The following is a 23,194-nucleotide window of genomic DNA, read 5'->3' on the forward strand; positions in this document are numbered from 1 at the left end:
GAGCCATGCTCGACTGGCCGTCCAACAGCAGTCGAGCATGGCTCGACTCTACAAAAAAAGCGCCGGGGGATGCCCGGCGCGTTTTTCTTACTTGGCTTCAGCCTTGGTCAGCAGATCCTGCACCGAGGCGGTGGTGATCGGGTGGTAGCCCGGCTTGGCCTTCTCGAAGGCCGCCTTGGCCAGCTCCAGACCCTTCGGGGTCTTCACCAGTTCGGCGTAGATCGGCATGATCAGCTTGCGACGGCCGACGCGCTCGATGAACGCCGCAGCCGCGTCATTGGCCTGCTCGTAGCCGCTGCGGATGGCCAGCGGGTACCAGCGCATGGCGATTTCGCCATTGGCGGTGCCGGTGAAGTGGTAGGCCTTGTCCAGCTCGGCCAGCTTGTCCAGCGGCAGGGTGGTGCCCAGGCCGTCGATGAAGCGGACCCATTCCTGGGTGCCCCACTCGGCGGTGACCTGGTTGGCCGGCAGACTGCCCGCCCCGGAGAACGCGATGCGCGCGGCATCGACGCTGCTGAAGTTGCGCGACTGTGCCTTGGTAGCGAACGACGGGATGCCCGGCTCGTCCAGCCATGCCTTCAGCTCGGCCTCGCTTACCGCCGAGGGGTTCTTCGGCAGCAGGTTCTTCTTCAGGTAGTCGACGAACTGGTCGGTGTTGGCGCTCTGGAAGGCATGGTCATCGAACCAGCCACGCAGGAACGGATCGAAGGTCTCGCGGCCGAAGCGCTGTTCCAGGAACTCCAGGAACCACGAACCCTTGACGTAGGCGACCTGGCTCAGGGCCTCGTCGGGGTCACGCTCGTTCAGCGGCGGCAGGGCCAGGGCCTGGTCGGCCGGGCTCATGTCCTTCACTTCGGCCAACAGGTCGGTCTGGTCGATCTGCTTCTCCATCTCGGCCATCTCCTTGCCGTACAGGGCTTCGGTGATGCGGCCCTGGACGTAGGTGGTGAAGCCCTCATTGAGCCAGATGTCCTTCCAGCTGGCGTTGGTCACCAGGTTGCCCGACCAGCTGTGCGCCAGTTCGTGGGCGACCAGCGAGACCAGCGACTTGTCGCCGACGATCACGGTTGGGGTGGCGAAGGTCAGGCGCGGGTTTTCCATGCCGCCGAACGGGAACGACGGCGGCAGCACCAGCATGTCGTAGCGGCCCCAGCGGTATTCGCCGTACAGCTTTTCGGCGGCACCGATCATCTTCTCGGTGTCTTCGAATTCCTTGGCGGCCTTGTTGACCATGGTCGGCTCGGCCCAGACGCCGGAGCGGCCGGAAATCGGCTCGAACACCAGGTCACCGGCAGCGATGGCCAGCAGGTAGGACGGGATCGGCTGCGGCATCTTGAAGGTGTAGTCACCGTCACGCGCGGCCTTCGGATCGTTGTCGGCGCTCATCAGCACCATCACGTCCGGGCGCGAGGTCACGTGCGCGCTGTAGGTGAAGCGCACGCTCGGGGTGTCCTGCAGCGGCACCCAGGAACGGGCGTGGATGGCCTGCGACTGGCTGAACATGAAGGGCAGCTTCTTGCCCTCGGTCATCGACGGCTCCAGCCACTGCAGGCCCGAGGCGGTCGGTGCGGTGTGGTAGGTCACTTCGACCTTGGCCGGCTGTTCCGGCGCTTCGATGGTCAGCTTGCTGCCGAACACCTTGTCGACCGGGGCCAGGGCGAACTTCAGTTCACTGCGCGCGCCATCGGCGCCGATGGCCTCGACCTTGGAGACGTTCAGCTCACGGGTGTCGAGCACCAGCTGCTGGGCGTCCTTCTGCTTCCATTCAAGGGTGTAGGTGGCGGTGCCGCCGATCTGCTTCTGGTCGAAGTCCAGCTTCAGATCCAGCGCGATGTCCTTGATGACGACCTTGTCCGGCTCGGCGTACGAGCTTTCGTCGTGGCTGCGGTTCTCGGCGTTCACGGGGGCAGCGGGGGCCTTTTCGGCAGTCGGGGCGGCGGCGGGCGCGGCCGCCTCCTGGGAGCAGCCGGCGGCCAGGGCCACGGCCAGCGGAAGGAGCATCAGCGGATTACGCATGAATCGGGACCGTTACGGGGATCAAACCCCAATGGTACCTCTCCCTCGCCCCGGACGCGTTGCGCGATGCGGGGTAAGGCCGGCCGGGGGCCGGCCCTGCGCCATGGGGCGCCCGGCGCGGGCGTGTGCCAACCAAGGTTGGCACCTACCAGAACAGGTAGCGCCGGGCCATGCCCGGCGGCCCCACACGCTTTACAGCTTGTAGCCGGAGTGGATCGAGACGATGCCGCCGGTCAGGTTCTTGTAGTGGCAGCGTTCGAAACCGGCCTGCCCCATCATCGCCTTCAGCTCTTCCTGCGGCGGGTGCTTGCGGATGCTCTCGGCCAGATACTGATAGCTGTCCGAATCGTTGGCGAACAGCTTGCCCAGCTTCGGCAGGATCCTGAACGAGTGGAAGTCGTAGATCGGCTTGAACCAGTCGGCGGTGACTTCGGAGAACTCCAGCACGCGGGCCTGGCCGCCCACCTTCAGCACGCGGTACATCTCGCGCAGGCCGGCGTCCTTGTCGGTCACGTTGCGCAGGCCGAAGGCGATCGTCACCAGGTCGAAGCTGTTGTCCGGGAATGGCAGGGCTTCGGCATTGCACTGCACGTAGTCCAGGCCGAGCACCAGGCCGCGGTTGGTCAGGCGGTCACGGCCGACCGACAGCATGCCGGCGTTGATGTCGCCCAGCACCACCGAACCTTCGGCGCCCACGCGCTCCTTCAGCAGGGCGGCGATGTCGCCGGTGCCGCCGGCCAGGTCGAGCACGCGGTCACCCGGCTTCACCTGCGCGGTGGCCACGTAATAGCGCTTCCAGGCCCGGTGCACGCCGAGGCTCATCAGGTCGTTCATCAGGTCGTAGTTGCGCGCGACCGAGGTGAACACCTCGCCGACAAGCTTCTGCTTGTCCTTGGCGGCCACGTCGCGGAACCCGAAATGGGTGGTACCGGATTTGTAGGGGGATTCGCTCATGCCGCTGATTATCGCACCGCCGGGGCCGCTGCGGGGTAACCGGGCCTTATCATGGCGGCCCATGACCCACCGGAGCCCCGCATGATCACCACGCCCGACTACCAGGCCCTGCTGCAGACCGCCATCGCCGAAGCCCGACAGGGCCTGGCCGAGGGCGGCGTACCGATCGGCGCGGCGCTGTACCACAACGACGGCCGCCTGCTCGGCTGCGGCCACAACCGCCGCGTGCAGGAAGGCGACCCGTCCGTGCACGGCGAAACCGATGCCTTCCGCAAGGCCGGCCGCCAGCGCCGCTACCAGGACACCATCATGGTCACCACCCTGGCGCCGTGCTGGTACTGCTCGGGCCTGGTGCGCCAGTTCAACATCGGCACTGTGGTGGTGGGCGAGTCGCGCACCTTCCGGGGCGGCATCGACTGGCTGCGCGAAAACGGCGTCAACGTGATCGACCTGGACAGCCAGGAATGCGTGGACCTGCTGGGCGGCTTCATTGCGCAATACCCGGAAATCTGGAACGAAGATATCGGCGAATAAGCGCCGCGTTTTCGTTCTGCGCACAGCTACATGAACGCTTCAGAGCCGGCACAGCCTTGTGCCGGCAGCCTCTGCGCACCTTCGATGTGCAGTGACGCACAGTCAGCTAGATGAGCCGCACACGCGCTGCTAACACCCCCTTCGCACGGAACGCCTACGGTGGAATCACCGGGGCCCCTTAGTCCGGGCGGAGCAACCCGATGAGCGCGCACGCCGTACATCCCCTGTCCGATCCGGCCCTCGCCGACATCCGCGACCGCTTGACGCAGCAGTACGCGCTGAACCGTCGTGGCGCGCCGTTCTGGGCTGCATTCCGGGACATGCCGCAGGAAGTCACCCGCGATCATTCGCGCGACCGCATACGCCTGTGCAACGCGATGGCCGACATGGCCGAAGAACTTGGCGCCGTTGAACACGCACAGCTGATCGATGGCAACACCGGCTGCACACCGCGCTGACGCTGCATGCACCGGCACATACGCACACTGCGATGAACCCCCACTCCCTGCCCCCCCAACCGAACTGGAATGCCATGCACGCTGAAGTCCCCGCCATCCCACCGGTCATCGACGTAGATGCGGAGCTCGATCACTGGCGCCGGCAGCATGCCGACGGTGCCCTGACGCACAACTCGTTCGGCTCCTACGTGCCGTGGATCAAATTCGCCTGTGATTCGCTGATCACCCAGCCGCGCGCCAGCAACGCCGAGCGCGATGAAATGTTCCAGACCCAGTACGCCCTGCAGATCATGCCGCGCCTGACCGAATCGCAGGCCCGCGAGTTCGTCGACCGCTGCTGGCAGCACGTCTACCAGACCAGTCGCGTGCGCCTGCAGGACGCCCCGCGCCTGCGCGCCTGAGTTTCCCCGCGGCTGCACGGCCCGTGCACGGGCGGCTGCCGACCATCGTCGTCACCTGGGTGGAACGACGACGATGAAAGCAAGAACCCTGTTCAATACGATCGCCAAGAAGGCCGCGGCCGCCACCGGCTCGCCGTGGACCTTCCTGGCCGCGGTGGCGATCGTGGTGGTGTGGGGCATCAGCGGCCCCGTGTTCGGCTTCAACGATACCTGGCAGCTGGTGATCAACACCGGCACCACCATCATCACCTTCCTGATGGTGTTCCTGATCCAGCACACTCAGAACTCGGATACGGCAGCGATGCAGATCAAGCTGGACGAGCTGATCCGCGCCACGGCCGAGGCCAACAACGAGCTGCTGGACCTGGAAGAAATGGACGAAGAGCGGCTGGAGGAAATCCGCGCCGAGTACGAGCGCATGGCCCGCGAAGCCGGCGATGCGCTTGCCCGGGTACGCTCCTGCCGCGCGGCGCCGCGTGATGATGAGGCGGTTTGACGCCAGGCGGTAGCGCCGGGCCATGCCCGGCGAGCGCGCAGCGCGGCCTGTGACCGACGCCATGAACGCTCAAAGGAAAGCCGCCGGGCATGGCCCGGCGCTACCGGGATTTACCCGCGTTCGTGCCAGCCGCCGCCCAGCACCTTGTACAGGGTGATGCGATTGGTCTGCTGGGCCAGTTCGGTCTGCAGGCGCGTCTGCTGCGCGCTGTAGGCGGTGCGGCGTGCGTCCAGCAGGGTCACGAAGCTGTCCAGGCCAGCGTCATAGCGGGCCTGCGACAGGCGGTTGGCTGTTTCGGCCGCATCCACCAGGCGCTGCTGCGCGCTCACCTGCTCGTCCAGGCTGACATTCAGCGCCAGCGCGTCAGAGGTTTCGCGGAAGCCGCTCTGGATCGCCTTTTCATACTGCGCCAAGGCGATATCGCGATCCGCATTGGCCACCGCCAGGTTCGCGCGCAGCTTGCCGCCCTGGAAGATCGGCAAGGTGATCTTCGGCAGGAAGCTCCACACGCGGGTGCCGCTGTCGAACAGGTTGGACAGTTCGCCCGAGCCACTGCCGATGCTGCCGGTCAGGGTGATGCTCGGGAAGAACGCGGCACGCGCCGCGCCGATGTTGGCGTTGGCCGCCAGCAGCTGGTGTTCGGCGGCCATGATGTCCGGGCGCTGCAGCAGCACGTCGCTGGGCAGGCCGGCCGGCGGCGGGGCCAGGGCCAGCAGCTGCGGTTCGATGCTGTCCGGCAGCAGGTCCGCATCGACCTGGCCACCAGCCAGCAGGGCCAGCGCGTTGCGGTCCTGGGCCAGCTGCCCGCGCAGGCGGGCGGCATCGGTACGCGCGGTTTCGACCAGTGTGCGCGTCTGGCTCAGCTCGAGCCCGGAGCTGCCGCCGCGTTCGTGGCGGGCCTCGGCCAGGCGCAGCGAATCCTCGTAGGTCTTCAGCGTGGCCTCGGAAATCTTCAGCTGCTGCGCATCGGCACCGTAGGTCAGCCACGCGGTGGCAGTCTCGGCCACCAGGCTCAGCTGCGCGTTGCGGCGGTTGGCGGCCACGGCAAAGTACTGCTGCAAGGCAGACTCGCTGAGGTTGCGCACGCGGCCGAACAGATCCAGCTCGAAGTCGGCCACACCGACGCCGGCGGTGAACTGCTCGGTGACGCCGGCATTGGTGCCCTGCCGTTCCATCTGGCCGGTAGCGGCCAGGACGGGCACGCGGTCGGCACGCTGCACGCGGTACTGGCCGCGTGCCTTTTCCACGTTCAACACCGCCACGCGCAGGTCGCGGTTGTTGTCCAGCGCCTGGCCGATCACCTGCTGCAGGCGCTCATCGGTGAAGAAGTCGCGCCAGCCCAGTGCCGCAACATCGGTCACTTCGCCCTGGCTGGCTTCGGCCGGCCACTGCGACGGAATGGCCGGGGCAACGGCGGTGTTCTTCGGCACCAGCGTGGAGCAGCCGGCCAGGCCCAGGCTGGCGACGAGCGCCAGCAGCAAGGGGGTCTTATTCATGGGAACCTCCATGGGCAGCGCCATCGCGCGGAGCCGGCGGCGTGCCGCCTCCGTTGCCCTTGTTGCGGTTGAACACGCGCTGCACCACCACGAAGAACAGCGGGATGAAGAACACGCCCATCACGGTGCCCACCAGCATGCCGCCCAGCACGCCGGTACCGATCGCGCGCTGCGCACCGGAACCTGCACCGGAGGCGATGGCCAGCGGCAGTACGCCCAGGCCGAACGCCAGCGAGGTCATGATGATCGGGCGCAGGCGGTCGCGGACCGCATGCATCGTCGCTTCGATCAGGCCCGCGCCCTTCTCCAGGTTCTCCTTGGCGAATTCCACGATCAGGATCGCGTTCTTGCTGGTCAGGCCCACCGTGGTCAGCATCGCCACCTGGAAGTAGATGTCGCGTTCCATGCCGCGGAAGGTGTTGGCCAGCACCGCGCCGAGAATACCCAGCGGCGCCACCAGCAGCACCGAGGTCGGCACGCTCCAGCTTTCATACAGCGCGGCAAGGCACAGGAACACGATCAGCAGCGACAACGTGTACAGCAGCGGCGTCTGCGAACCGGCCTGGCGTTCCTGGTAGGACAGCGCGGTCCATTCGATGTCGAAGCCCGGCGGCAGGTCCTTGGCGATGCGTTCGATCTCGGCCATGGCATCACCGGAGGCCACGCCCGCAGCGGGCTCGCCCTGGATCTCCATCGCCGACACGCCGTTGTAGCGCTCCAGGCGCGGCGAACCGTAGTCCCAGCGCTTGGAGGCGAAGGCACTGAACGGCACCATTTCGCCCTGCCCGTTCTTCACCGACCAGACGTTGAAGTCGTCCGGATTCATGCGGAACGGTGCATCGGCCATCACGTACACGCGCTTGACCCGACCACGGTCGATGAAGTCATCGATGTAGCTGCTGCCCCACGCCGCGGCCAAGGTGTTGTTGATCGAGCTGATCGACAGGCCCAGCGCATTGGCCTTTTCCACGTCCACGTCGATGCGCAGCTGCGGCGTGTCTTCCTGGCCGTTGGGGCGCACGTTGGCCAGCAGCTTGCTCTGGCCCGCCGCACCCAGCAGCTGGTTGCGCGCGGCCAGCAGGGCGTCATGGCCTTTGCCGCTGGTGTCCTTCAGGAAGAACGTGTAACCCGAACCGATGCCCAGCTCCGGCATGGCCGGCGGCGGGAAGGCGAAGATGAAGGCGTCCTTGATCTGGCCCAGCGCGCCCATCGCACGCCCGGTGATCGCACCGACGCTGTGGTCGGCGTCGCGCTCCTTCCAGTCCTTCAGCTTGACGAAGGCCATGCCGGCGTTCTGGCCCATGCCGGCGAAGCTGAAGCCCTGCACGGCGAAGATGGACTCGACCGCGTCGGCCTCGTTCTTCAGGAAGTGGTCTTCCAGCTTGGCCATCGCTTCCAGCGTGCGTTCCTGGGTGGCACCGACCGGGGTCTGCACCAGCGCCATCATGATGCCCTGGTCTTCATTGGGCAGGAACGAACTGGGCAGGCGCACGAACAGCACGCCCATCACCACGGCCAGGGCGACGAAGATGCCCATGAAGCGCCACGGGCGATGGATGATGCCCTTCACGCCGCGCTGGTAGGTCTCGCTGGAACGGTCGAAGCCGCGGTTGAAACCGTTGAAGAAGCGGCCGAGCAGGCCGGTGTGCGCGACATGGTGCTCGCCCTTCTTCAGCGGCTTGAGCATGGTCGCGCACAGCGCCGGGGTCAGCACGATCGCCACCAGAACCGACAGCGCCATGGCCGAAACGATCGTGGCCGAGAACTGGCGATAGATGATGCCGGTCGAGCCGCTCATGAAGGCCATCGGCACGAACACCGCCGACAGCACCAGGCCGATGCCCACCAGCGCGCCGGTGATCTGGCTCATCGACTTGCGGGTGGCTTCCAGCGGCGACAGGCCCTCTTCGGACATGATGCGCTCGACGTTCTCCACCACCACGATGGCATCGTCCACCAGCAGGCCGATGGCCAGCACCATGGCGAACATGGTCAGCATGTTGACCGAGAAGCCCAGCATGGCCAGCACGCCGAAGGTACCCAGCAGCACCACCGGCACGGCGATGGTCGGAATCAGGGTGGCGCGGAAGTTCTGCAGGAACAGGTACATCACCACGAACACCAGCACGATCGCTTCGATCAGGGTCTTGATGACGCCCTTGATCGAGACCTGCACGAACGGGGTGGTGTCGTACGGCACGACCGTTTCCAGGCCGGCCGGGAAGCTGGACTTCATCTCGTCCAGCGCGGTGCGCACGCCCTCCGCGGTGGCCAGCGCGTTGGCGCCGGTGGCCAGCGTGATGGCGATACCGGTGGACGGCTTGCCGTTGTAGCGGGTGACGAAGTCATAGCTTTCCGCGCCCAGTTCGACGCGGGCGACATCGCCCAGGCGCAGCTCGCTGCCGTCGGTGCCGCCACGCACCAGGACGTTGCGGAACTGTTCCGGGGTCTGCAGGCGGTCCTGCGCGTTGATGGTGGCGTTGAGCTGCTGGCCCTTCACCGACGGCGCACCACCCAGCTGGCCGATGGCCACCTGTGCGTTCTGCGCGGTGATCGCCGCGGTCACTTCATCGACCGACAGCTTGTAGGTGTGCAGCTTGTTCGGGTCCAGCCAGATGCGCATGGCGTACTTGCCACCGAACACCTGGATGTTGCCCACGCCCGGCACGCGGCTCAGCGTGTCGACGACATTGGAGCCCACGTAGTCGGCGATGTCGTTGGCATCCATGCTGCCGTCGTTGGACACGAAGCCGAGCACCTGCAGGAAGCCGCTGCTGGACTTGGCCACGTTGATGCCCTGCCGCTGCACTTCCTGCGGCAGCAGCGGCATGGCCAGCTGCAGCTTGTTCTGCACCTGCACCTGGGCGATGTCCGGGTTGGTGCCGGCTTCGAAGGTGAGGGTGATGGTGGCCTGGCCGTTGGCCGAGCTGTTGGAGGAGAAGTAGATCAGGCCATCAAGGCCCTTCATGTTCTGCTCGATGATCTGCGTCACCGAGTCCTCGACCACCTTGGCCGATGCACCCGGGTAGGTGGCGCTGATCTCGACGGCCGGCGGGGCGACCTCGGGATACATCGACACCGGCAGCTTCACCACCGCCAGCGCACCGGCCAGCATGATGATGATGGCGATCACCCACGCGAAGATGGGTCGATCAATGAAAAAACGTGCCATGGAATTCTCCGCTTACTTCGCGTCGCCGGCCGGCTGGGCGGCAGGCTGCGGGGCGGCGTCCGGCTGTGCCGGGGCGGCGCCCTTCTCGGTGGCCTGCACGGGCATGCCGGGGCCGATCTTCTGCAGGCCTTCGACGATGACCTTGTCACCCGGCTGCAGGCCGTCCTCGACCAGCCACTTGTCGGCCAGTGCGCGGCTGACCTTCACCGGGCGCACTTCCACCTTGTTGTCCTTGCCGACCACCATGGCGCTGGTATCGCCCTTGGCGTCGCGGGCGATGCCCTGCATCGGCACCAGCACGGCATCGGCGCGCACGCCGCCACCGATCACCGCGCGCACGTACATGCCCGGCATCAGCAGGCCCTCGGGGTTGTCCACCTTCACCCGCAACGCGTAGCTGCCGGTGGTCGGGTCGACGCTCACTTCGGAGAACTCCAGCGCGCCCTTGTGCGGGAACTCGCTGCCGTCCTCCAGCAGGATGGTGACCGGCAGGGTCTGGTTGTCCTGCAGGCGGCCGGCGGCCAGTTCGCGGCGCAGCTGCAGCAGCTCGGCCGAGGACTGGGTCAGGTCGACGTAGATCGGGGTGAGCTGCTGCACGGTGGCCAGTGCATCGGCCTGGCCGACGCTCACCAGCGCGCCTTGGGTGACGCTGGACTTGCCGATGCGGCCGCTGATCGGCGCAGTGATGCGGGCGTAGCCGAGGGTGACGTTGGCCGCGTCCAGCGCAGCCTTGGCGGCACCGACATCGGCCTCGGCCTGCTTCTGCGCGGCCACGGCGTTTTCCAGGTCCTGCTGGCTGACCGCATCGACCTTGGCCAGCTCGGTGATGCGCTTGGCGCTCAGGCGCGCGGCGTTGGCGGTGGCTTCGGCGCGGGCCAGCTGGGCACGTGCGCTGTTGGCCTGGGCGCGGTAGCTGGCGTCCTCGATCTGGTACAGCGGCTGCCCTTCCTTCACCAGGCCGCCTTCGGTGAACAGGCGCTTGGCGACGATGCCGCTGACCTGCGGGCGCACTTCGGCGACCAGGAAGGCAGTGGTGCGGCCCGGCAGTTCACGGGTCAGGCCCACGCTTTCCGACTTCAGCGTGACCACGGTCACCTGGCCGGGGCCTTGCTGGGGCTGTTCGGGTTGGCCACCGCAGGCGGCTACGGTCGCGGCGATGGCCAGCGACAGCAGGAAGGGGCGGATTCGGGTCAGGGGCATGGGGCTGGGGCTCGGGGAAGGAAAAAGATTCTCAGCCTGCCGTGATACGCAGCCGCATCCCGGTCCTGGGGCGCGGTTGTCGCAGCGGGCAGGCATCCCCGCGCACGGCGCAGGCATGAGCGGGCGCGCCTACACGACGGGGAGCATGGGGGCGAAATATACATACATGATTGTTTGTTTGTAAAGCGGTACAATTCAGGCAGGTTTCACCGGCACTGGTACCCACTCTCCGACCCATGGCGCGCAAGACCAAAGAAGACACCCAGGCAACCCGCGAAGGCATCCTTGATGCTGCCGAGGCCTGCTTCCATGAACACGGGGTGGCCCGGACCACGCTGGAAATGATCGGTGCCCGCGCCGGCTACACCCGCGGCGCGGTCTACTGGCACTTCAAGAACAAGACCGAGGTGCTGGCCGCGATCATCCAGCGGGTGCACCTGCCCTTCATGCAGGAACTGGAGCGCACCTCCAGCGACGAGCGGCAGACGCCGATCCACGACCTGCGCGCGGTGATGATCTACTCGTTCATCGAGCTCTCCGAGGACGAGCGCCTGCGCAAGACCATGGAAATCATGCTGCGCAGCGATGCCTCGTCGGAAAGCCGTGCGCTGGCCGAGCTGCAGCAGTCCGGCTTCCGCGATGCGCTGGACCGGATGGAGCGCGCCCTGCGCCGCGCCCAGGACCTGGGCCAGCTGCGCGACGGCGCCGACCCGAAGATCGCCGCGCGCATGCTGCACGCCACCGTGCTGGGCGTGCTGCACGGAGCGATGGTCGAACCGGAACTGATGGACCTCAAGCGCGACGGCATGCTCGCGCTGGACATGACCCTGACCGCCTACGTGAAGGAAGGCGTGTTCGTGCCGGGCTCGATTCCCGAGCCGCTGCCGTAGGGTCGGATCCGCCGGGCATGGCCCGTCGCTACCGGGGCGGTGAGCAGGCAGCGCTGCAGTAGATCCACGCCATGCGAGGATGCCGTACGCGCAAACGAAGAAGGCCGCCTTTCGGCGGCCTTTTCAGTTGCGGGGCTTGGGGTCAGAGCCCCGCTGGAGCGAGGGATCCGACCCTGCCTGGCGTTACAGGATGTAGCGGCTCAGGTCCGGGTCCTGCACCAGTTCACCCAGGTGCGCATCGACGTAGGCGCTGTCCACGGCCAGGGTTTCACCGTCGCGGTCCGGTGCTTCGTAGCTCAGTGAATCCAGCAGGCGCTCCAGCACGGTGTGCAGGCGGCGCGCACCAATGTTTTCCTGGCGTTCGTTCACCTGGAAGGCGATCTCGGCCAAGCGGTCGATGGCATCGGCGGTGAAGCTGACCTTGACGCCCTCGGTGGCCAGCAGCGCTTCGTACTGCTTGGTCAGCGCGGCCTTCGGCTCGGTCAGGATGCGCACGAAGTCGTTCTTGCTCAGCGCGCCCAGCTCCACGCGGATCGGGAAGCGACCCTGCAGTTCCGGGATCAGGTCGCTGGGCTTGGCCAGGTGGAACGCGCCCGAGGCGATGAACAGGATGTGGTCGGTCTTGATCGTGCCGTACTTGGTGGACACGTTGGAGCCTTCCACCAGCGGCAGCAGGTCGCGCTGCACGCCTTCGCGGGAGACATCGCCGCCAGACGAGCCTGCGTCGCCGCGCTTGGCGACCTTGTCGATCTCGTCGATGAAGACGATGCCGTGCTGTTCGCAGGCTTCGATCGCCGCGGTGCGGATGTCGTCCTCGTTGACCAGCTTGCCGGCTTCTTCCTCGATCAGCAGCGGGCGCGCGGCCTTGATGGTCAGCGTGCGCTTGTGCGCCTTGGCGCCGCCGCCGAGGTTGGCGAACATCGACTTCAGCTGCTGGCCCATCTCCTCCATGCCCGGCGGGGTCATGATGTCCATGCTGACATTGGCGGCCAGGTCGAGTTCGATCTCGCGCTCGTCCAGCTCACCGTTGCGCAGCATCTTGCGGAACTTGATGCGGGTCTCGTTGTCCTGCGCCGACGGCTCGTTGCGGGCCACTTCCGGATCGAAACCGATGCCACCACTGCGGCGCGGAAGCAGCGCATCGAGGATCCGGTCTTCGGCGCGTTCTTCGGCCTGGGTACGCACCCGCACCTTGGCCTGTTCGCGATAGAGCTTGACCGCGGTATCGGCCAGGTCGCGGATGATCTGCTCGACGTCCTTGCCGACGTAGCCGACTTCGGTGAAGCGGGTGGCTTCGACCTTCACGAACGGCGCATTGGCCAAGGTGGCCAGGCGACGCGCGATCTCGGTCTTGCCGACGCCGGTGGGGCCGATCATCAGGATGTTCTTCGGCATCACTTCATTGCGCAGCTCGGGCACCAGCTGCATGCGGCGCCAGCGGTTGCGCAGGGCGATGGCCACCGCGCGCTTGGCGTCGTGCTGGCCGACGATGTGCCGGTCCAGTTCCTGCACGATCTCGCGTGGGGTCATGGTGGCGGAGGAAACTTCGATCTTCGACATGGATGTGCTCACGAATTCGTTGTCGGTAGCGCCGGGCCATGCCCGGCGGATCGGGGAGCGTTACAGCTCCTCGACCACCACGTTGCGGTTGGTGTAGATGCAGATGTCGCCGGCGATGCCGATCGCTTCACTGGCAATCGTGCGCGCATCCAGTTCGGTGTGCGCCATCAGCGCGCGTGCGGCCGACAGTGCGTAGGAACCGCCGGAACCGATGGCGATGATGCCGTCCTCCGGCTCGATCACATCGCCGGTGCCGCTGATGATCAGCGAGGTTTCCTTGTCGGCCACGGCCAGCAGGGCTTCCAGCTTGCCGAGGCGGCGTTCGGTACGCCAATCCTTGGCCAGCTCGACGGCGGCGCGCTGCAGCTGGCCATGCTTTTCCAGCTTGGCCTCGAACAGCTCGAACAGAGTGAAGGCATCGGCGGCGGCACCGGCGAAGCCGGCCAGCACCTGGCCGTCGCGGCCAAGGCGGCGCACCTTGCGCGCGTTGCCCTTCATCACCGTGTGGCCGAGGGTGACCTGGCCATCACCGGCAATGGCCACGTGATCGCCGCGGCGCACGCAGACGATGGTGGTGGCGTGGAAAACATTGGGATTCTGACTGGGGTCCATGCGGCCTCCGATAGCTGTTCACGGGACATGGGGACAGCGCCGGGAGCGATCAAGCCCGCGCGGACGGATGCCGTTCAGCGCTTGGCATGCGAAGGCCGCTCTGGATTCGGCTCGATGCCCCAGGCGATGTACCAGTCCTCGCCCTGGGTTTCGATGGGGTGCTGGGTGCGGCCCGAGCCGTTGCCACAGGCCAGCGCGTCGGCCGCGCAGTAGCGGTCACAGCCCCAGCAGATGCGTTCGGGGTGCCGGGGAAGCAGGGGAATGGGCTTTGCCATGCTGGCGGTTTCCTCGTGGCCTGCGGCCACGATGCGCCGATGCGCCCCACCCTGCCCTGATGCAGATCAAGCGAGGGCTGTTGCGCTCGCCGGGCACGGCCCGGCGCTACCCGGTCGGTTTGCGCTTGGCGCGCGGATGCGCGGCGTCGTAGACCTTGGCCAGGTGCTGGAAATCAAGGTGGGTGTAGATCTGCGTGGTGGCGATGTCGGCGTGGCCAAGCAGTTCCTGCACGCCGCGCAGGTCGCCGGAGGATTCCAGGATGTGACTGGCGAAACTGTGCCGCAGCATGTGCGGGTGCACGTGCTTGAACAGGCCCTGGCGCTGGGCCAGCTGGCGGATGCGGATCTGCACCGCACGCTGGCTGATCGGCCCCTTGCGGCCGGGGAACACCGGCGTCGCCGGGCCACCACCACTTTGCGCGCGCCAGGACAGCAGTGCTTCGCGCGCGGGCCGCCCGAACGGCACCCGGCGCTGGCGGTTGCCCTTGCCGAGCACGTTGACCAGACCGCTGTCGAAATCTAGGTCGCGCCAGGTCAGCGCGCACACTTCGCTCAGGCGCAGGCCGGAGGAATAGAACAGTTCCAGCAGCGCGCGGTCGCGGCGGCCGAGTTCACCTTCCGGTTCCAGTTCGACCAGCTGCACCGCTTCATCAGCATCGAGCACCTGCGGCAGGCGCCGCGGCGCACGGGGCGCTTTCAGGCTCGCGGCCGGGCTCACCTCGATGCGCCCGTGCTTGAGCAGCCAGGCGTAGAAACTACGGCAGGCCGACAGGCGGCGCTGCAGGCTCTTGGCCGACAACCCGCGACGATGCTCATCGGCGACGAACTGGCGCAGCGTTTCAGCATCCACTGCCTCCACCGCCACGCCGCGCGGCTCCGCCCACACGGTGAGCGTGTCCAGGTCACGGCGGTAGGCGTCGAGCGTATGCGCCGACATCCGCCGTTCCACCTGCAGGTGCTGCAGGAAGTGCTGTACCGCGCTCATCGTCGTGCGTCCCGGCTCAGCGCTCGAAGCGCTTCAGGCCGGTGACAAGGGCATCACCCATCATGCGCAGGAACAGCGTGCCCATGCCCGGGTAGAAGCGGTTGGCATCGTGGCTGCCGACTGCGATCAGGCCGATGCCCGGCAGCGGCAGCAGTGCGGTGGTCTGCACTTCATCGCTGCGCGCGCCGTACAGCACGGCGTTCTTCTCAGGCTGCAGGCGCCCGCAGATCGGCTCGCCGTCCTTCAGGCAATCGCGGAACGGGCCCAGCTGCGCGTCGTCTGCGGCGATCACCTGCAGCCATTCGGCCTGCTCCAGACCAGCCACCGGGGTGTGCACCACCAGGCGCACCAGGTCACCGGCAAAATCTTCCTGCAGCGAGGCCGCCATCGCACGCAGGGTGTCGGCGGCGTTGTCCTGCTTCATCAGGGCCAGGGTCAGCTGGTGCGTACGCACCGCCAACCGCTCGTTGACCTGGGCGGTCGCGCCCAGGTCGGCCAACCGTCGCGCCAGCTCGCGGTTCTTCTCGCGCAGCACTTCCAGCTGGTAGCTGGCCAGCGACGCGGTCGGGCCGTCATCGCGCGGCACCACCAGGGTCAGGGCCAGGTCCGGGAACTGCTTGAGGAAGCCGGGATGGCGCCGCAACCACGCAGCGACGTCATGGCCCCCGAGCTTGTCGACGGTCTCACTCATGCGATCCACTCCCCTTCGAAGACGAATGCGGTCGGGCCGGCCATCACCACCGGCTGGCCGTCGCCCGGCCACTGGATGCGCAGTTCACCACCGGGCAGGCTGATGCGTGCATCGGCCTGCAGCCGGCCGCGCTGCATCAGAGTGACGGCCGCTGCGCAGGCACCGCTGCCGCAGGCCAGGGTTTCGCCGACGCCACGCTCGTACACGCGCAGGCGCGCATGGTCCGGACCCATCACCTGGGCGAAGCCCACGTTGACTGACTGCGGGAACGACGCATGCTGCTGCAGCAGCGCACCGACACGCTCGACCGGAGCGGCATCGACCAGGCCTACTTCGATGACCGCGTGCGGATTGCCCATCGACACCGCCGAGAAGCGCACGGTCTCGCCCTGCAGCGGCATCAGGTATTCGTCGCGCGCATGGGCGAAGCCCACCAGCGGCACCTGCGATGGTTCGAACGCCGGCACGCCCATGGCCACCGAGAAGCGGCCATCGCCCAGCACCTGCACCTCGTGGCTGGCCAGCGGGCTGTCGATCACGAAGCGCTCGCCCTGGGCACTGCCCTCGCGCACCAGCCAGGCGGCGATGCAGCGCGCGCCGTTGCCGCACTGCTCGGAATTGGAACCGTCGGCATTCCAGATCCGGTAGGACGCCACCGAGCCGTCCGCACGCGGGGCCTCGATGGTCAGGATCTGGTCGCAGCCTACGCCGGTGTGGCGGTCGGCCAGGCGCGCGGCCACTTCAGGGGTGGGCGGCGGCGTGCCGTCACGCAGGTCGATCACTACGAAATCGTTGCCCGCACCGTGCATCTTGCTGAAGCGCAGGGCGTTGGAGCCAGCCTTACTCATTCCCACCGTCCACCGGCTTGATCGGGTCCGGGGTGACCGAGGGGCTGCCGTCGCTGGTCGGCTGGGTGGCTTCCGGGGTGGCTTCGGGCTCGACGGCCGGTTCGACCGTCTCTTCCACCGGCACCGGCTTCTGCGGCAGTACCAGCGGGCCCTTGTTGCCACAGGCGGACAGGAACAGCAGCGAGGCCGCTGCCAGCGGAATCAGAATGACGTTGCGATGGGGGATCTTCATGCGCCCGAGTATAGCCATTGGCAGCTGAGCGGTAGGTGGAGGGTGCAGGGCCACGCATCCGCCGGGCATGGCCCGGCGCTACCGCAACCGTGCACCCCAGGTAGCGCCGGGCCATGCCCGGCGGGAGCCTTATTCCCGCGGGGGCAACGGCCGTGTCCACAGCCAGATCGCCACCACGGTCATGCTGCCGATGGAAAACCACTTCACCCAGGCGATCGGCACGCACCACAGCATGATGCCGGCGCACGCGGCCATGGTGATCGTGGCCATCCACTTGCCGTAGCGGCTGACCGCACCGTGCGCCTGCCAGTTGGCGATGGCCGGGCCGAACCGCGGATGCTGCAGCAGCCAGGCGTGCAGGCGCTCGGAGCCGCGCGAGGCGGCCCAGGCCGAAATCAGGATGAATACGGTGGTCGGCAGGCCCGGCACGAAGATGCCGACGATGCCGGTGCCGAGGCTGGCATAGGCCAGCAGCCACCACGCCCAGCGGAAACGCACCACGCGCGGCGGCGGCGCGTCATCCGGGGGCGGTGGTGCGGGCGTGGTCATGGCCGCAAGGATACCGGTTCAGGGTGCCAGGCAGTGCCCGGCACCCTGTCGCCATCACGGCTGGACGATGCCCAGCTGCTGCAGCACGAACGCATACGACTCGGACAGCTCGCGGTAACGCTGGAAGCGCCCGGACTTGCCGCCGTGGCCGGCTTCCATGTTCGTGCGGAACACGATCGGGTAGTGGCCGGTGTTGTCGTCACGCAGCTTGGCCACCCACTTGGCCGGTTCCCAGTACTGCACCTGCGAATCCCACAGGCCGGTGCCCACGAACAGCGACGGGTAGGCCTGCTTCGTGACGTTGTCGTAGGGCGAGTAGGACAGCATGTAGTCGTAGTACTGCTTCTGCTCCGGGTTGCCCCACTCGTCGTACTCGTTGGTGGTCAGCGGAATGGTCGGGTCGAGCATGGTGGTGACCACGTCGACGAACGGTACCTGCGCCACCATCACCCGGTAATCCTGCGGCGCCTGGTTGGCCACCGCGCCCATCAGCAGGCCACCGGCGCTGCCACCGGAGGCGGCGACGCGGTCCTTGGCCGCCCAGCCCTGCGCCACCAGGCCACGGGTGACGTCGATGAAGTCGTTGAAGGTGTTCTGCTTGTGCAGCAGCTTGCCGTTCTCGTACCAGTCGCGGCCCATTTCCTGGCCGCCACGGATGTGGGCGATGGCGTAGACCACGCCACGGTCGAGCAGGCTCACCGCGGTCTGGTTGAAGTACGGGTCCATCGACATGCCGTAGCTGCCGTAGGCGTACTGGAACAGCGCGCCCTTGCCATCCTTCTGGTAGCCCTTGCGGTAGACCAGCGACACCGGCACCTTCACTCCGTCGCGCGCGGTGATCCAGACGCGGTCGGTCTCGTACTTCGAGGCGTCATAGCCGATGACCGGCTGCACCTTCAGCTGGCGACGCTCACCGGTGGCGGTGTTCAGTTCGAACACGGTGGTCGGGGTGGTCATCGAGGTGTAGACGTAGCGCAGCCACGGCGTGTCGGCCTCGGTGTTGTCGCCCAGGCCCATCGAATACGCCGGCTCATCAGCCTTCACGTAGTCGCTGCGGCCATCCTTGAACAGCAGGCGGATGCGCTCCAGGCCTTCGGAACGTTCGGCGATGGCGGTGTAGCTGTCGAACAGCTCGAAGCCTTCGATGAACACCGCATCGTCGTGCGCGATCCAATCCTTCCACTGCGCACGCGAAGTGGCATCGGTGGGAGCGGTGACCAGCTTGAAGTTCTTCGCACCGTCGTTGGTGCGGATCACCCAGCGACCGTCGTAATGGTCGGCGTCGTACTCGACGTCACGCTGGCGCGGGGCCAGCACGGTGAAGGTGGTCGGGTCGCTGGCCGGGGCGTAGCGCTCTTCCGAGGACACGGTGCTGTGCACGCCGATGGTGATGAAGCGATCGTCGCGGGTGCGGCCGATGCCCATGTAGAAGCTGTCGTCCTTCTCTTCGTAGACGACGGTGTCGGCGCTGGCCGGGGTGCCCAGCACGTGCTTCTTCACCCGCACGGTCAGCAGGGTCTCCGGATCGTTCTCGACGTACAGCACGGTGCGGTTGTCGTCGGCCCAGACCAGGTTGCCGGAGCTGCCGGTGATGACGTCGGGAAGCACCTTGCCGGTGGCCAGGTCCTTGAAGCGGATGGTGTACTGGCGGCGGCCGACATCATCGTCGGCCCAGGCCAGCAGCTGGTTGTCCTGGCTGACTTCCATCGCGCCGACGCTGAAATAGCCCTTGCCGGCGGCCATCGCGTTGACGTCCAGCAGGACTTCCTCGGCCGCCTCCATGCTGCCCTTGCGGCGCGCGTGGATGGGGTAGTCCTGGCCGGTCTCGTAGCGGCTGTAGTACCAGTAGCCGCGCTCGCGCGCCGGCACGCTGGAATCGTCCTGCTTGATGCGGCCGACGATTTCCTTGTACAGGGTGTCCTCAAGCGGCTTCAAAGGCGCCAGCAGCTGATCGGTGTAGGCATTCTCGGCCTGCAGGTAGGCCAGCATGTCCTTGTTCTCGCGCTTGTCGTCGCGCAGCCAGTAGTAATCGTCGTTGCGGGTGGCGCCGAACGGCGCCTTGACCTCGTGCGGGTGCTTGGCGGCATCCGGCGGAACGGGCGGGGTGGCGGCGGTAACGGTGCTGGTCATCAGGCTGGCAAGCAACAGGCAGAGGGTGGATTTCATGAGATAAGGGTCCTGGTGCGGTTACGCAATGGCGTCCGTGGCGTAGGTAGAGTCGAGCTTGCTCGACTGACCGCAACCGCAGTTGAGCAAGCTCGACTCTACCACTGCTGCAGCGGCCACTGCCGGCGGCGTACCATGGCGGCATGAGCACCCTGCCCCACACGCCGGGCTACAGCCGGCGCAGCCATGAGATCGCCCCGTTCCACGTGATGTCCCTGCTGGCCCGCGCGCAGGCGCTGGAACAGGCCGGCCATGACGTGATCCATCTGGAGATCGGCGAACCGGACTTCACCACCGCCGAGCCGGTCGTGCGCGCCGGCCAGGCCGCACTGGCGGCCGGCCATACCCGCTACACCGCCGCGCGCGGCCTGCCGGCCCTGCGCCAGGCGATCAGCGGCTTCTACCGCAGCCACTACGGGCTGGACATCGATCCCGATCGCATCCTGGTCACCCCCGGCGGTTCCGGCGCACTGTTGCTGGCCAGCAGCCTGCTGGTCGATCCGGGCCGGCACTGGCTGCTGGCCGACCCCGGCTATCCCTGCAACCGCCACTTCCTGCGGCTGGTGGAAGGCGGCGCGCAGCTGGTGCCGGTCGGCCCCGATACCGCCTACCAGCTGACCCCCTCGCTGGTGGAACAGCACTGGAATGCCGACAGCGTTGGTGCGCTGGTCGCCTCACCCGCCAACCCCACCGGCACCGTGCTGTCGGCCGATGAACTGGCCGCGCTGTCGACCTCGCTGCATGCGCGCGGTGGCCACCTGGTGGTGGACGAGATCTACCACGGCCTGACCTATGGTCTGGATGCGCCCAGCGTGCTGCAGGTGGATGACAGCGCCTTCGTGCTGAATAGCTTCTCCAAGTACTTCGGCATGACCGGCTGGCGGCTGGGCTGGCTGGTGGCGCCGCCGGCGGCGGTGCCCGATCTGGAGAAGCTGGCGCAGAACCTGTACATCAGCGCGTCGAGCATCGCCCAGCATGCCGCCCTCGCCTGTTTCAGCGAGGAATCGATGGCGATCTTCGAGCAGCGCCGCGAGGCGTTCCGCCAGCGCCGTGATTTCCTGCTGCCGGCCCTGCGCGAGCTGGGCTTCCGCATCGAGGTGGAGCCGCAGGGCGCGTTCTATCTGTACGCCGACGTCAGTGCGTTCACTGACGATGCGCAGGCGTTCTGCGCGCACTTTCTGGAAACCGAGCATGTGGCATTCACCCCGGGCCTGGATTTCGGTTTTCACCGCGCCAACCAGCACGTGCGCCTGGCGTATACGCAGGAAGTGCCGCGGCTGCAGGAGGCCGTTGAGCGGATTGCGCGTGGGTTGAAGCGATTCCGGTAGCGCCGGGCCACGCCCAGCGGAATTTTTGCGGCGCGACCCGACAACGAAAAACGCCGCCCGAGGGCGGCGTTTTTCATTCCATCACTTGCCGCCCAAGCGCTCCCACAGGAAGCTGTAGGCCAGGGCCGACATGTGTGCGGCCTGCGCATTGTTGGCTGCGCCGCCGTGGCCACCTTCGATGTTCTCGTAGTAGGTCACGTCCTTGCCGGCGTCGATCATCTTCGCTGCCATCTTGCGGGCGTGGCCCGGGTGCACGCGGTCATCGCGGGTGGAGGTGGTGAACAGCACCGGCGGGTAGGTCTTCTTCGCGTCGAACAGGTGATACGGCGAGAAGGTCTTGATGAACTCCCAGTCGCTGGTGTCCGGGTTGCCGTACTCGGCCATCCACGACGCACCGGCCAGCAGGTGGCTGTAGCGCTTCATGTCCAGCAGCGGCACCTGCACCACCACCGCACCGAACAGTTCCGGGTACTGGGTGAGCATGTTGCCGGTGAGCAGGCCACCGTTGCTGCCGCCCTGCACGCCCAGGTGCTTGGCGGTGGTGATCTTGCGGGTAACCAGATCCTGCGCGACCGCGGCCATGTCTTCATAGGCCTTGTGACGGTTCTGCTTCAGCGCCGCCTGGTGCCAGCGCGGGCCGTACTCGCCACCGCCACGGATGTTGGCGACCACGTACACGCCGCCCTTCTCCAGCCAGGCGCGGCCCATGCCACCGGAGTAGCTCGGGGTCAGCGAGATCTCGAAACCACCGTAGCCATACAGCAGGGTCGGGTTGGAACCATCCAGCTTCATCGCCTTGTCGTGCACCACGAAGTACGGCACGCGGGTGCCGTCCTTGCTGGTGGCGAAGTGCTGCTCGATCACCTTGCCCTCGGCATCGAAGAAGGCCGGCATGGTCTTCAGCGTTTCCGGGGCCTTGCCGATGTCGGCCAGAGCCAGGGTGGTCGGGGTCAGGTAATCGGTGGCGGTCAGCCAGACGGCGTCGCTGTCGTTGCTGTCCACTGCACCCACGGCAAGGGTGCCGAAGGCCGGCGCACCGACGAACTCACTCTTCTGCCAGCCGTTGGCACCCGGGGTCAGCACCGACAGGCGGTTCTTGACGTCGTCGAGCACGTTCAGCACGAGGTGGCTCCTGGTCCAGGTCGCACCGGCCAGCGAGGTGGTCGCGGTCGGGGTGAACAGGACTTCGAAATCACGCTTGCCGGCCAGGAAATCGTCGAGCTTGGTCGCCAGCAGCGAGCCGGAGGTGTAGGTCTTGCCACCCACGGTCCACGGGTCGCGCAGTTCCAGGGTCAGCCACTGCTTGTGCAGGCCCTTTTCCGCCGAGTTCGGCGCATCGATCTTGGTCAGCGTGCCGTTGTCGGCGCGCAGGTACAGCTCGTTGTTGTAGAAGGCCAGCGTGCGGCTGACCAGGTTGCGCTCGAAGCCCGGGGTGTCATCGTGCATCGCCGCGATGTACATGTCTTCCGGCTTGCCTTCGTAGACCACGCTGGCCGAGGCCAGCGGCGTGCCGCGCTTCCACAGCTTGGCCACGCGCGGGTAGCCGGAGGTGGTCATCGAACCGGTACCGAAATCGGTGTAGACGAACACCGAATCACGGTCGATCCAGCCCAGGCCGCCCTTGGATTCGGGGCGGAAGAAGCCGTCCTTGATCCAGGTCTTGTTGGCCAGGTCGAATTCGCGGGTGACATCGGCATCGGCACCGCCGCGCGACAGCGCGATCAGGCAGCGGCTGTAGTCCGGGCGCAGGCAGTCGGCGCCATGCCAGACCCAGTTTTCGCCCTCGGCCTTGTTCAGTGCATCCAGGTCGAGCACGGTTTCCCACTGCGGCGAGGCCTTGCGGTACTCGGCCAGGGTGGTGCGGCGCCACAGGCCGCGCTCGTGCTGCTGGTCCTTCCAGAAGTTGTAGTAATAGTCGCCGATCTTCTGCACGCCGGGGATCTTGGCGTCCGAATCGAGCACCTCGCGGATGCTGGCTTCCATCTGCTTAAAGGCCGGGGTCTGCGCCAGGCGGCCCTCGGACTTGGCATTCTGTTCCTTGACCCAGGACAGCGGCTTGTCGCCGGTGACGTCCTCCAGCCAGGCGTAACGGTCGGTTTCTTCAGCAGCCACGGCGGTCCCCACCGAAGCAGCGGTCATCATGCCGGCCAGCAGGCAGGCGGAAGCGAATCGTGACATTGCGGTTCCAGGCAGTCATAAGCGCTGGAACGCTAGCACGGATCCCCGGGGCCGCCCCCGTGTCGAAGGTCAGGCCGCAGCGGTACGCGCGCGCCGCGCCCGTGCCGGCAGGCGCCGGGCCTGCATGCCCGGCTGGCGCAGGCGGCGCAGCCA

At 66.9% G+C, this 23,194-nt stretch carries 21 protein-coding genes; 6 read left to right on the plus strand and 15 right to left on the minus strand.

Translation table 11 applies throughout. The annotated features are described in order from the left end of the window. Nucleotides 1-87: 87 nt before the first annotated feature. Nucleotides 88-2,016, minus strand: a complete 1,929-nt coding sequence (locus DCO49_RS13450; RefSeq protein ID WP_116864456.1) for a M1 family metallopeptidase — start codon at nt 2,014-2,016, stop codon at nt 88-90. A gap of 192 nt (nt 2,017-2,208) precedes the next feature. Beyond that, nucleotides 2,209-2,970, minus strand: a complete 762-nt coding sequence (gene ubiE, locus DCO49_RS13455; RefSeq protein ID WP_108766376.1) for a bifunctional demethylmenaquinone methyltransferase/2-methoxy-6-polyprenyl-1,4-benzoquinol methylase UbiE — start codon at nt 2,968-2,970, stop codon at nt 2,209-2,211. Between the two features lie 81 nt (nt 2,971-3,051). On the opposite strand from ubiE, the gene DCO49_RS13460 reads away from it, so the two are divergent. The 4 genes from DCO49_RS13460 (at nt 3,052) to DCO49_RS13475 (ending at nt 4,859) form a co-directional block, all read left to right on the plus strand. Continuing rightward, the gene (locus DCO49_RS13460) at nt 3,052-3,504 is read left to right on the plus strand and encodes a nucleoside deaminase (RefSeq protein WP_116864457.1); all 453 of its coding nucleotides are present in this window, start codon (nt 3,052-3,054) and stop codon (nt 3,502-3,504) included. Between the two features lie 200 nt (nt 3,505-3,704). Beyond that, complete coding sequence (locus DCO49_RS13465) at nt 3,705-3,962, plus strand: hypothetical protein (RefSeq protein ID WP_116864458.1); 258 nt, start codon at nt 3,705-3,707, stop codon at nt 3,960-3,962. 74 nt (nt 3,963-4,036) lie between these two features. Continuing rightward, nucleotides 4,037-4,363 (plus strand): hypothetical protein, encoded by a 327-nt coding sequence (locus tag DCO49_RS13470; protein ID WP_116864459.1) that lies wholly within the window; start codon nt 4,037-4,039, stop codon nt 4,361-4,363. 73 nt (nt 4,364-4,436) lie between these two features. Next, nucleotides 4,437-4,859 carry a low affinity iron permease family protein gene (locus DCO49_RS13475; protein WP_108770045.1) on the plus strand — a complete coding sequence of 141 codons (423 nt, stop codon included), beginning with the start codon at nt 4,437-4,439 and terminating at the stop codon, nt 4,857-4,859. Between the two features lie 110 nt (nt 4,860-4,969). On the opposite strand, the gene smeF is transcribed toward DCO49_RS13475, so the two are convergent. Genes smeF through smeD form a run of 3 tightly spaced genes read right to left on the minus strand, consistent with a single transcriptional unit; the run spans nt 4,970 to nt 10,727 of the window. Then, a complete protein-coding gene (gene smeF / locus DCO49_RS13480; RefSeq protein ID WP_116864471.1) occupies nt 4,970-6,367 on the minus strand; it encodes a multidrug efflux RND transporter outer membrane subunit SmeF in 1,398 nt (465 codons plus the stop codon). Continuing rightward, a complete protein-coding gene (smeE, locus tag DCO49_RS13485; protein ID WP_243402744.1) occupies nt 6,348-9,527 on the minus strand; it encodes a multidrug efflux RND transporter permease subunit SmeE in 3,180 nt (1,059 codons plus the stop codon). The genes smeF and smeE overlap by 20 nt, the downstream gene beginning before the upstream one ends. Before the next feature lie 12 nt (nt 9,528-9,539). Next, the gene (smeD, locus tag DCO49_RS13490; RefSeq protein ID WP_116864460.1) at nt 9,540-10,727 is read right to left on the minus strand and encodes a multidrug efflux RND transporter periplasmic adaptor subunit SmeD; all 1,188 of its coding nucleotides are present in this window, start codon (nt 10,725-10,727) and stop codon (nt 9,540-9,542) included. A gap of 236 nt (nt 10,728-10,963) precedes the next feature. On the opposite strand from smeD, the gene DCO49_RS13495 reads away from it, so the two are divergent. Continuing rightward, a complete protein-coding gene (locus DCO49_RS13495) occupies nt 10,964-11,617 on the plus strand; it encodes a TetR family transcriptional regulator (RefSeq protein ID WP_116864461.1) in 654 nt (217 codons plus the stop codon). Nucleotides 11,618-11,800: 183 nt separating this feature from the next. On the opposite strand, the gene hslU is transcribed toward DCO49_RS13495, so the two are convergent. The 9 genes from hslU to DCO49_RS13540 form a co-directional block, all read right to left on the minus strand. Continuing rightward, entirely contained in the window at nt 11,801-13,177 is a 1,377-nt protein-coding gene (gene hslU, locus DCO49_RS13500) for an ATP-dependent protease ATPase subunit HslU (RefSeq protein ID WP_116864462.1), read from the minus strand. Nucleotides 13,178-13,237: 60 nt separating this feature from the next. Beyond that, nucleotides 13,238-13,789, minus strand: a complete 552-nt coding sequence (hslV, locus tag DCO49_RS13505; protein WP_079223431.1) for an ATP-dependent protease subunit HslV — start codon at nt 13,787-13,789, stop codon at nt 13,238-13,240. Nucleotides 13,790-13,863: 74 nt separating this feature from the next. Next, nucleotides 13,864-14,064 carry a DUF3079 domain-containing protein gene (locus tag DCO49_RS13510; protein WP_116864472.1) on the minus strand — a complete coding sequence of 67 codons (201 nt, stop codon included), beginning with the start codon at nt 14,062-14,064 and terminating at the stop codon, nt 13,864-13,866. Nucleotides 14,065-14,170: 106 nt separating this feature from the next. Further along, nucleotides 14,171-15,049: a tyrosine recombinase XerC gene (gene xerC, locus DCO49_RS13515; RefSeq protein WP_116864463.1), complete on the minus strand. Its 879-nt coding sequence runs from the start codon at nt 15,047-15,049 to the stop codon at nt 14,171-14,173. Nucleotides 15,050-15,065: 16 nt separating this feature from the next. Next, a complete protein-coding gene (locus DCO49_RS13520; protein ID WP_116864464.1) occupies nt 15,066-15,740 on the minus strand; it encodes a DUF484 family protein in 675 nt (224 codons plus the stop codon). Continuing rightward, nucleotides 15,737-16,588, minus strand: coding sequence for a diaminopimelate epimerase (gene dapF / locus DCO49_RS13525; RefSeq protein ID WP_116864465.1), 852 nt, complete (start codon nt 16,586-16,588; stop codon nt 15,737-15,739). The genes DCO49_RS13520 and dapF overlap by 4 nt, the downstream gene beginning before the upstream one ends. Then, nucleotides 16,581-16,820, minus strand: a complete 240-nt coding sequence (locus tag DCO49_RS13530; protein WP_116864466.1) for a lipoprotein — start codon at nt 16,818-16,820, stop codon at nt 16,581-16,583. Before DCO49_RS13530 ends, dapF begins: the two co-directional genes overlap by 8 nt. 129 nt (nt 16,821-16,949) lie before the next feature. Then, nucleotides 16,950-17,369, minus strand: coding sequence for a YbaN family protein (locus tag DCO49_RS13535; protein WP_116864467.1), 420 nt, complete (start codon nt 17,367-17,369; stop codon nt 16,950-16,952). Nucleotides 17,370-17,423: 54 nt separating this feature from the next. After that, nucleotides 17,424-19,535 carry a S9 family peptidase gene (locus DCO49_RS13540; RefSeq protein WP_116864468.1) on the minus strand — a complete coding sequence of 704 codons (2,112 nt, stop codon included), beginning with the start codon at nt 19,533-19,535 and terminating at the stop codon, nt 17,424-17,426. A gap of 143 nt (nt 19,536-19,678) precedes the next feature. On the opposite strand from DCO49_RS13540, the gene DCO49_RS13545 reads away from it, so the two are divergent. Then, complete coding sequence (locus DCO49_RS13545; RefSeq protein WP_116864469.1) at nt 19,679-20,863, plus strand: pyridoxal phosphate-dependent aminotransferase; 1,185 nt, start codon at nt 19,679-19,681, stop codon at nt 20,861-20,863. Nucleotides 20,864-20,944: 81 nt separating this feature from the next. On the opposite strand, the gene DCO49_RS13550 is transcribed toward DCO49_RS13545, so the two are convergent. Continuing rightward, nucleotides 20,945-23,041: a prolyl oligopeptidase family serine peptidase gene (locus tag DCO49_RS13550; protein ID WP_116864470.1), complete on the minus strand. Its 2,097-nt coding sequence runs from the start codon at nt 23,039-23,041 to the stop codon at nt 20,945-20,947. Between the last annotated feature and the right edge of the window lie 153 nt (nt 23,042-23,194).

The organism is Stenotrophomonas sp. SPM, assembly GCF_003105135.1.
Lineage (GTDB): Bacteria > Pseudomonadota > Gammaproteobacteria > Xanthomonadales > Xanthomonadaceae > Stenotrophomonas.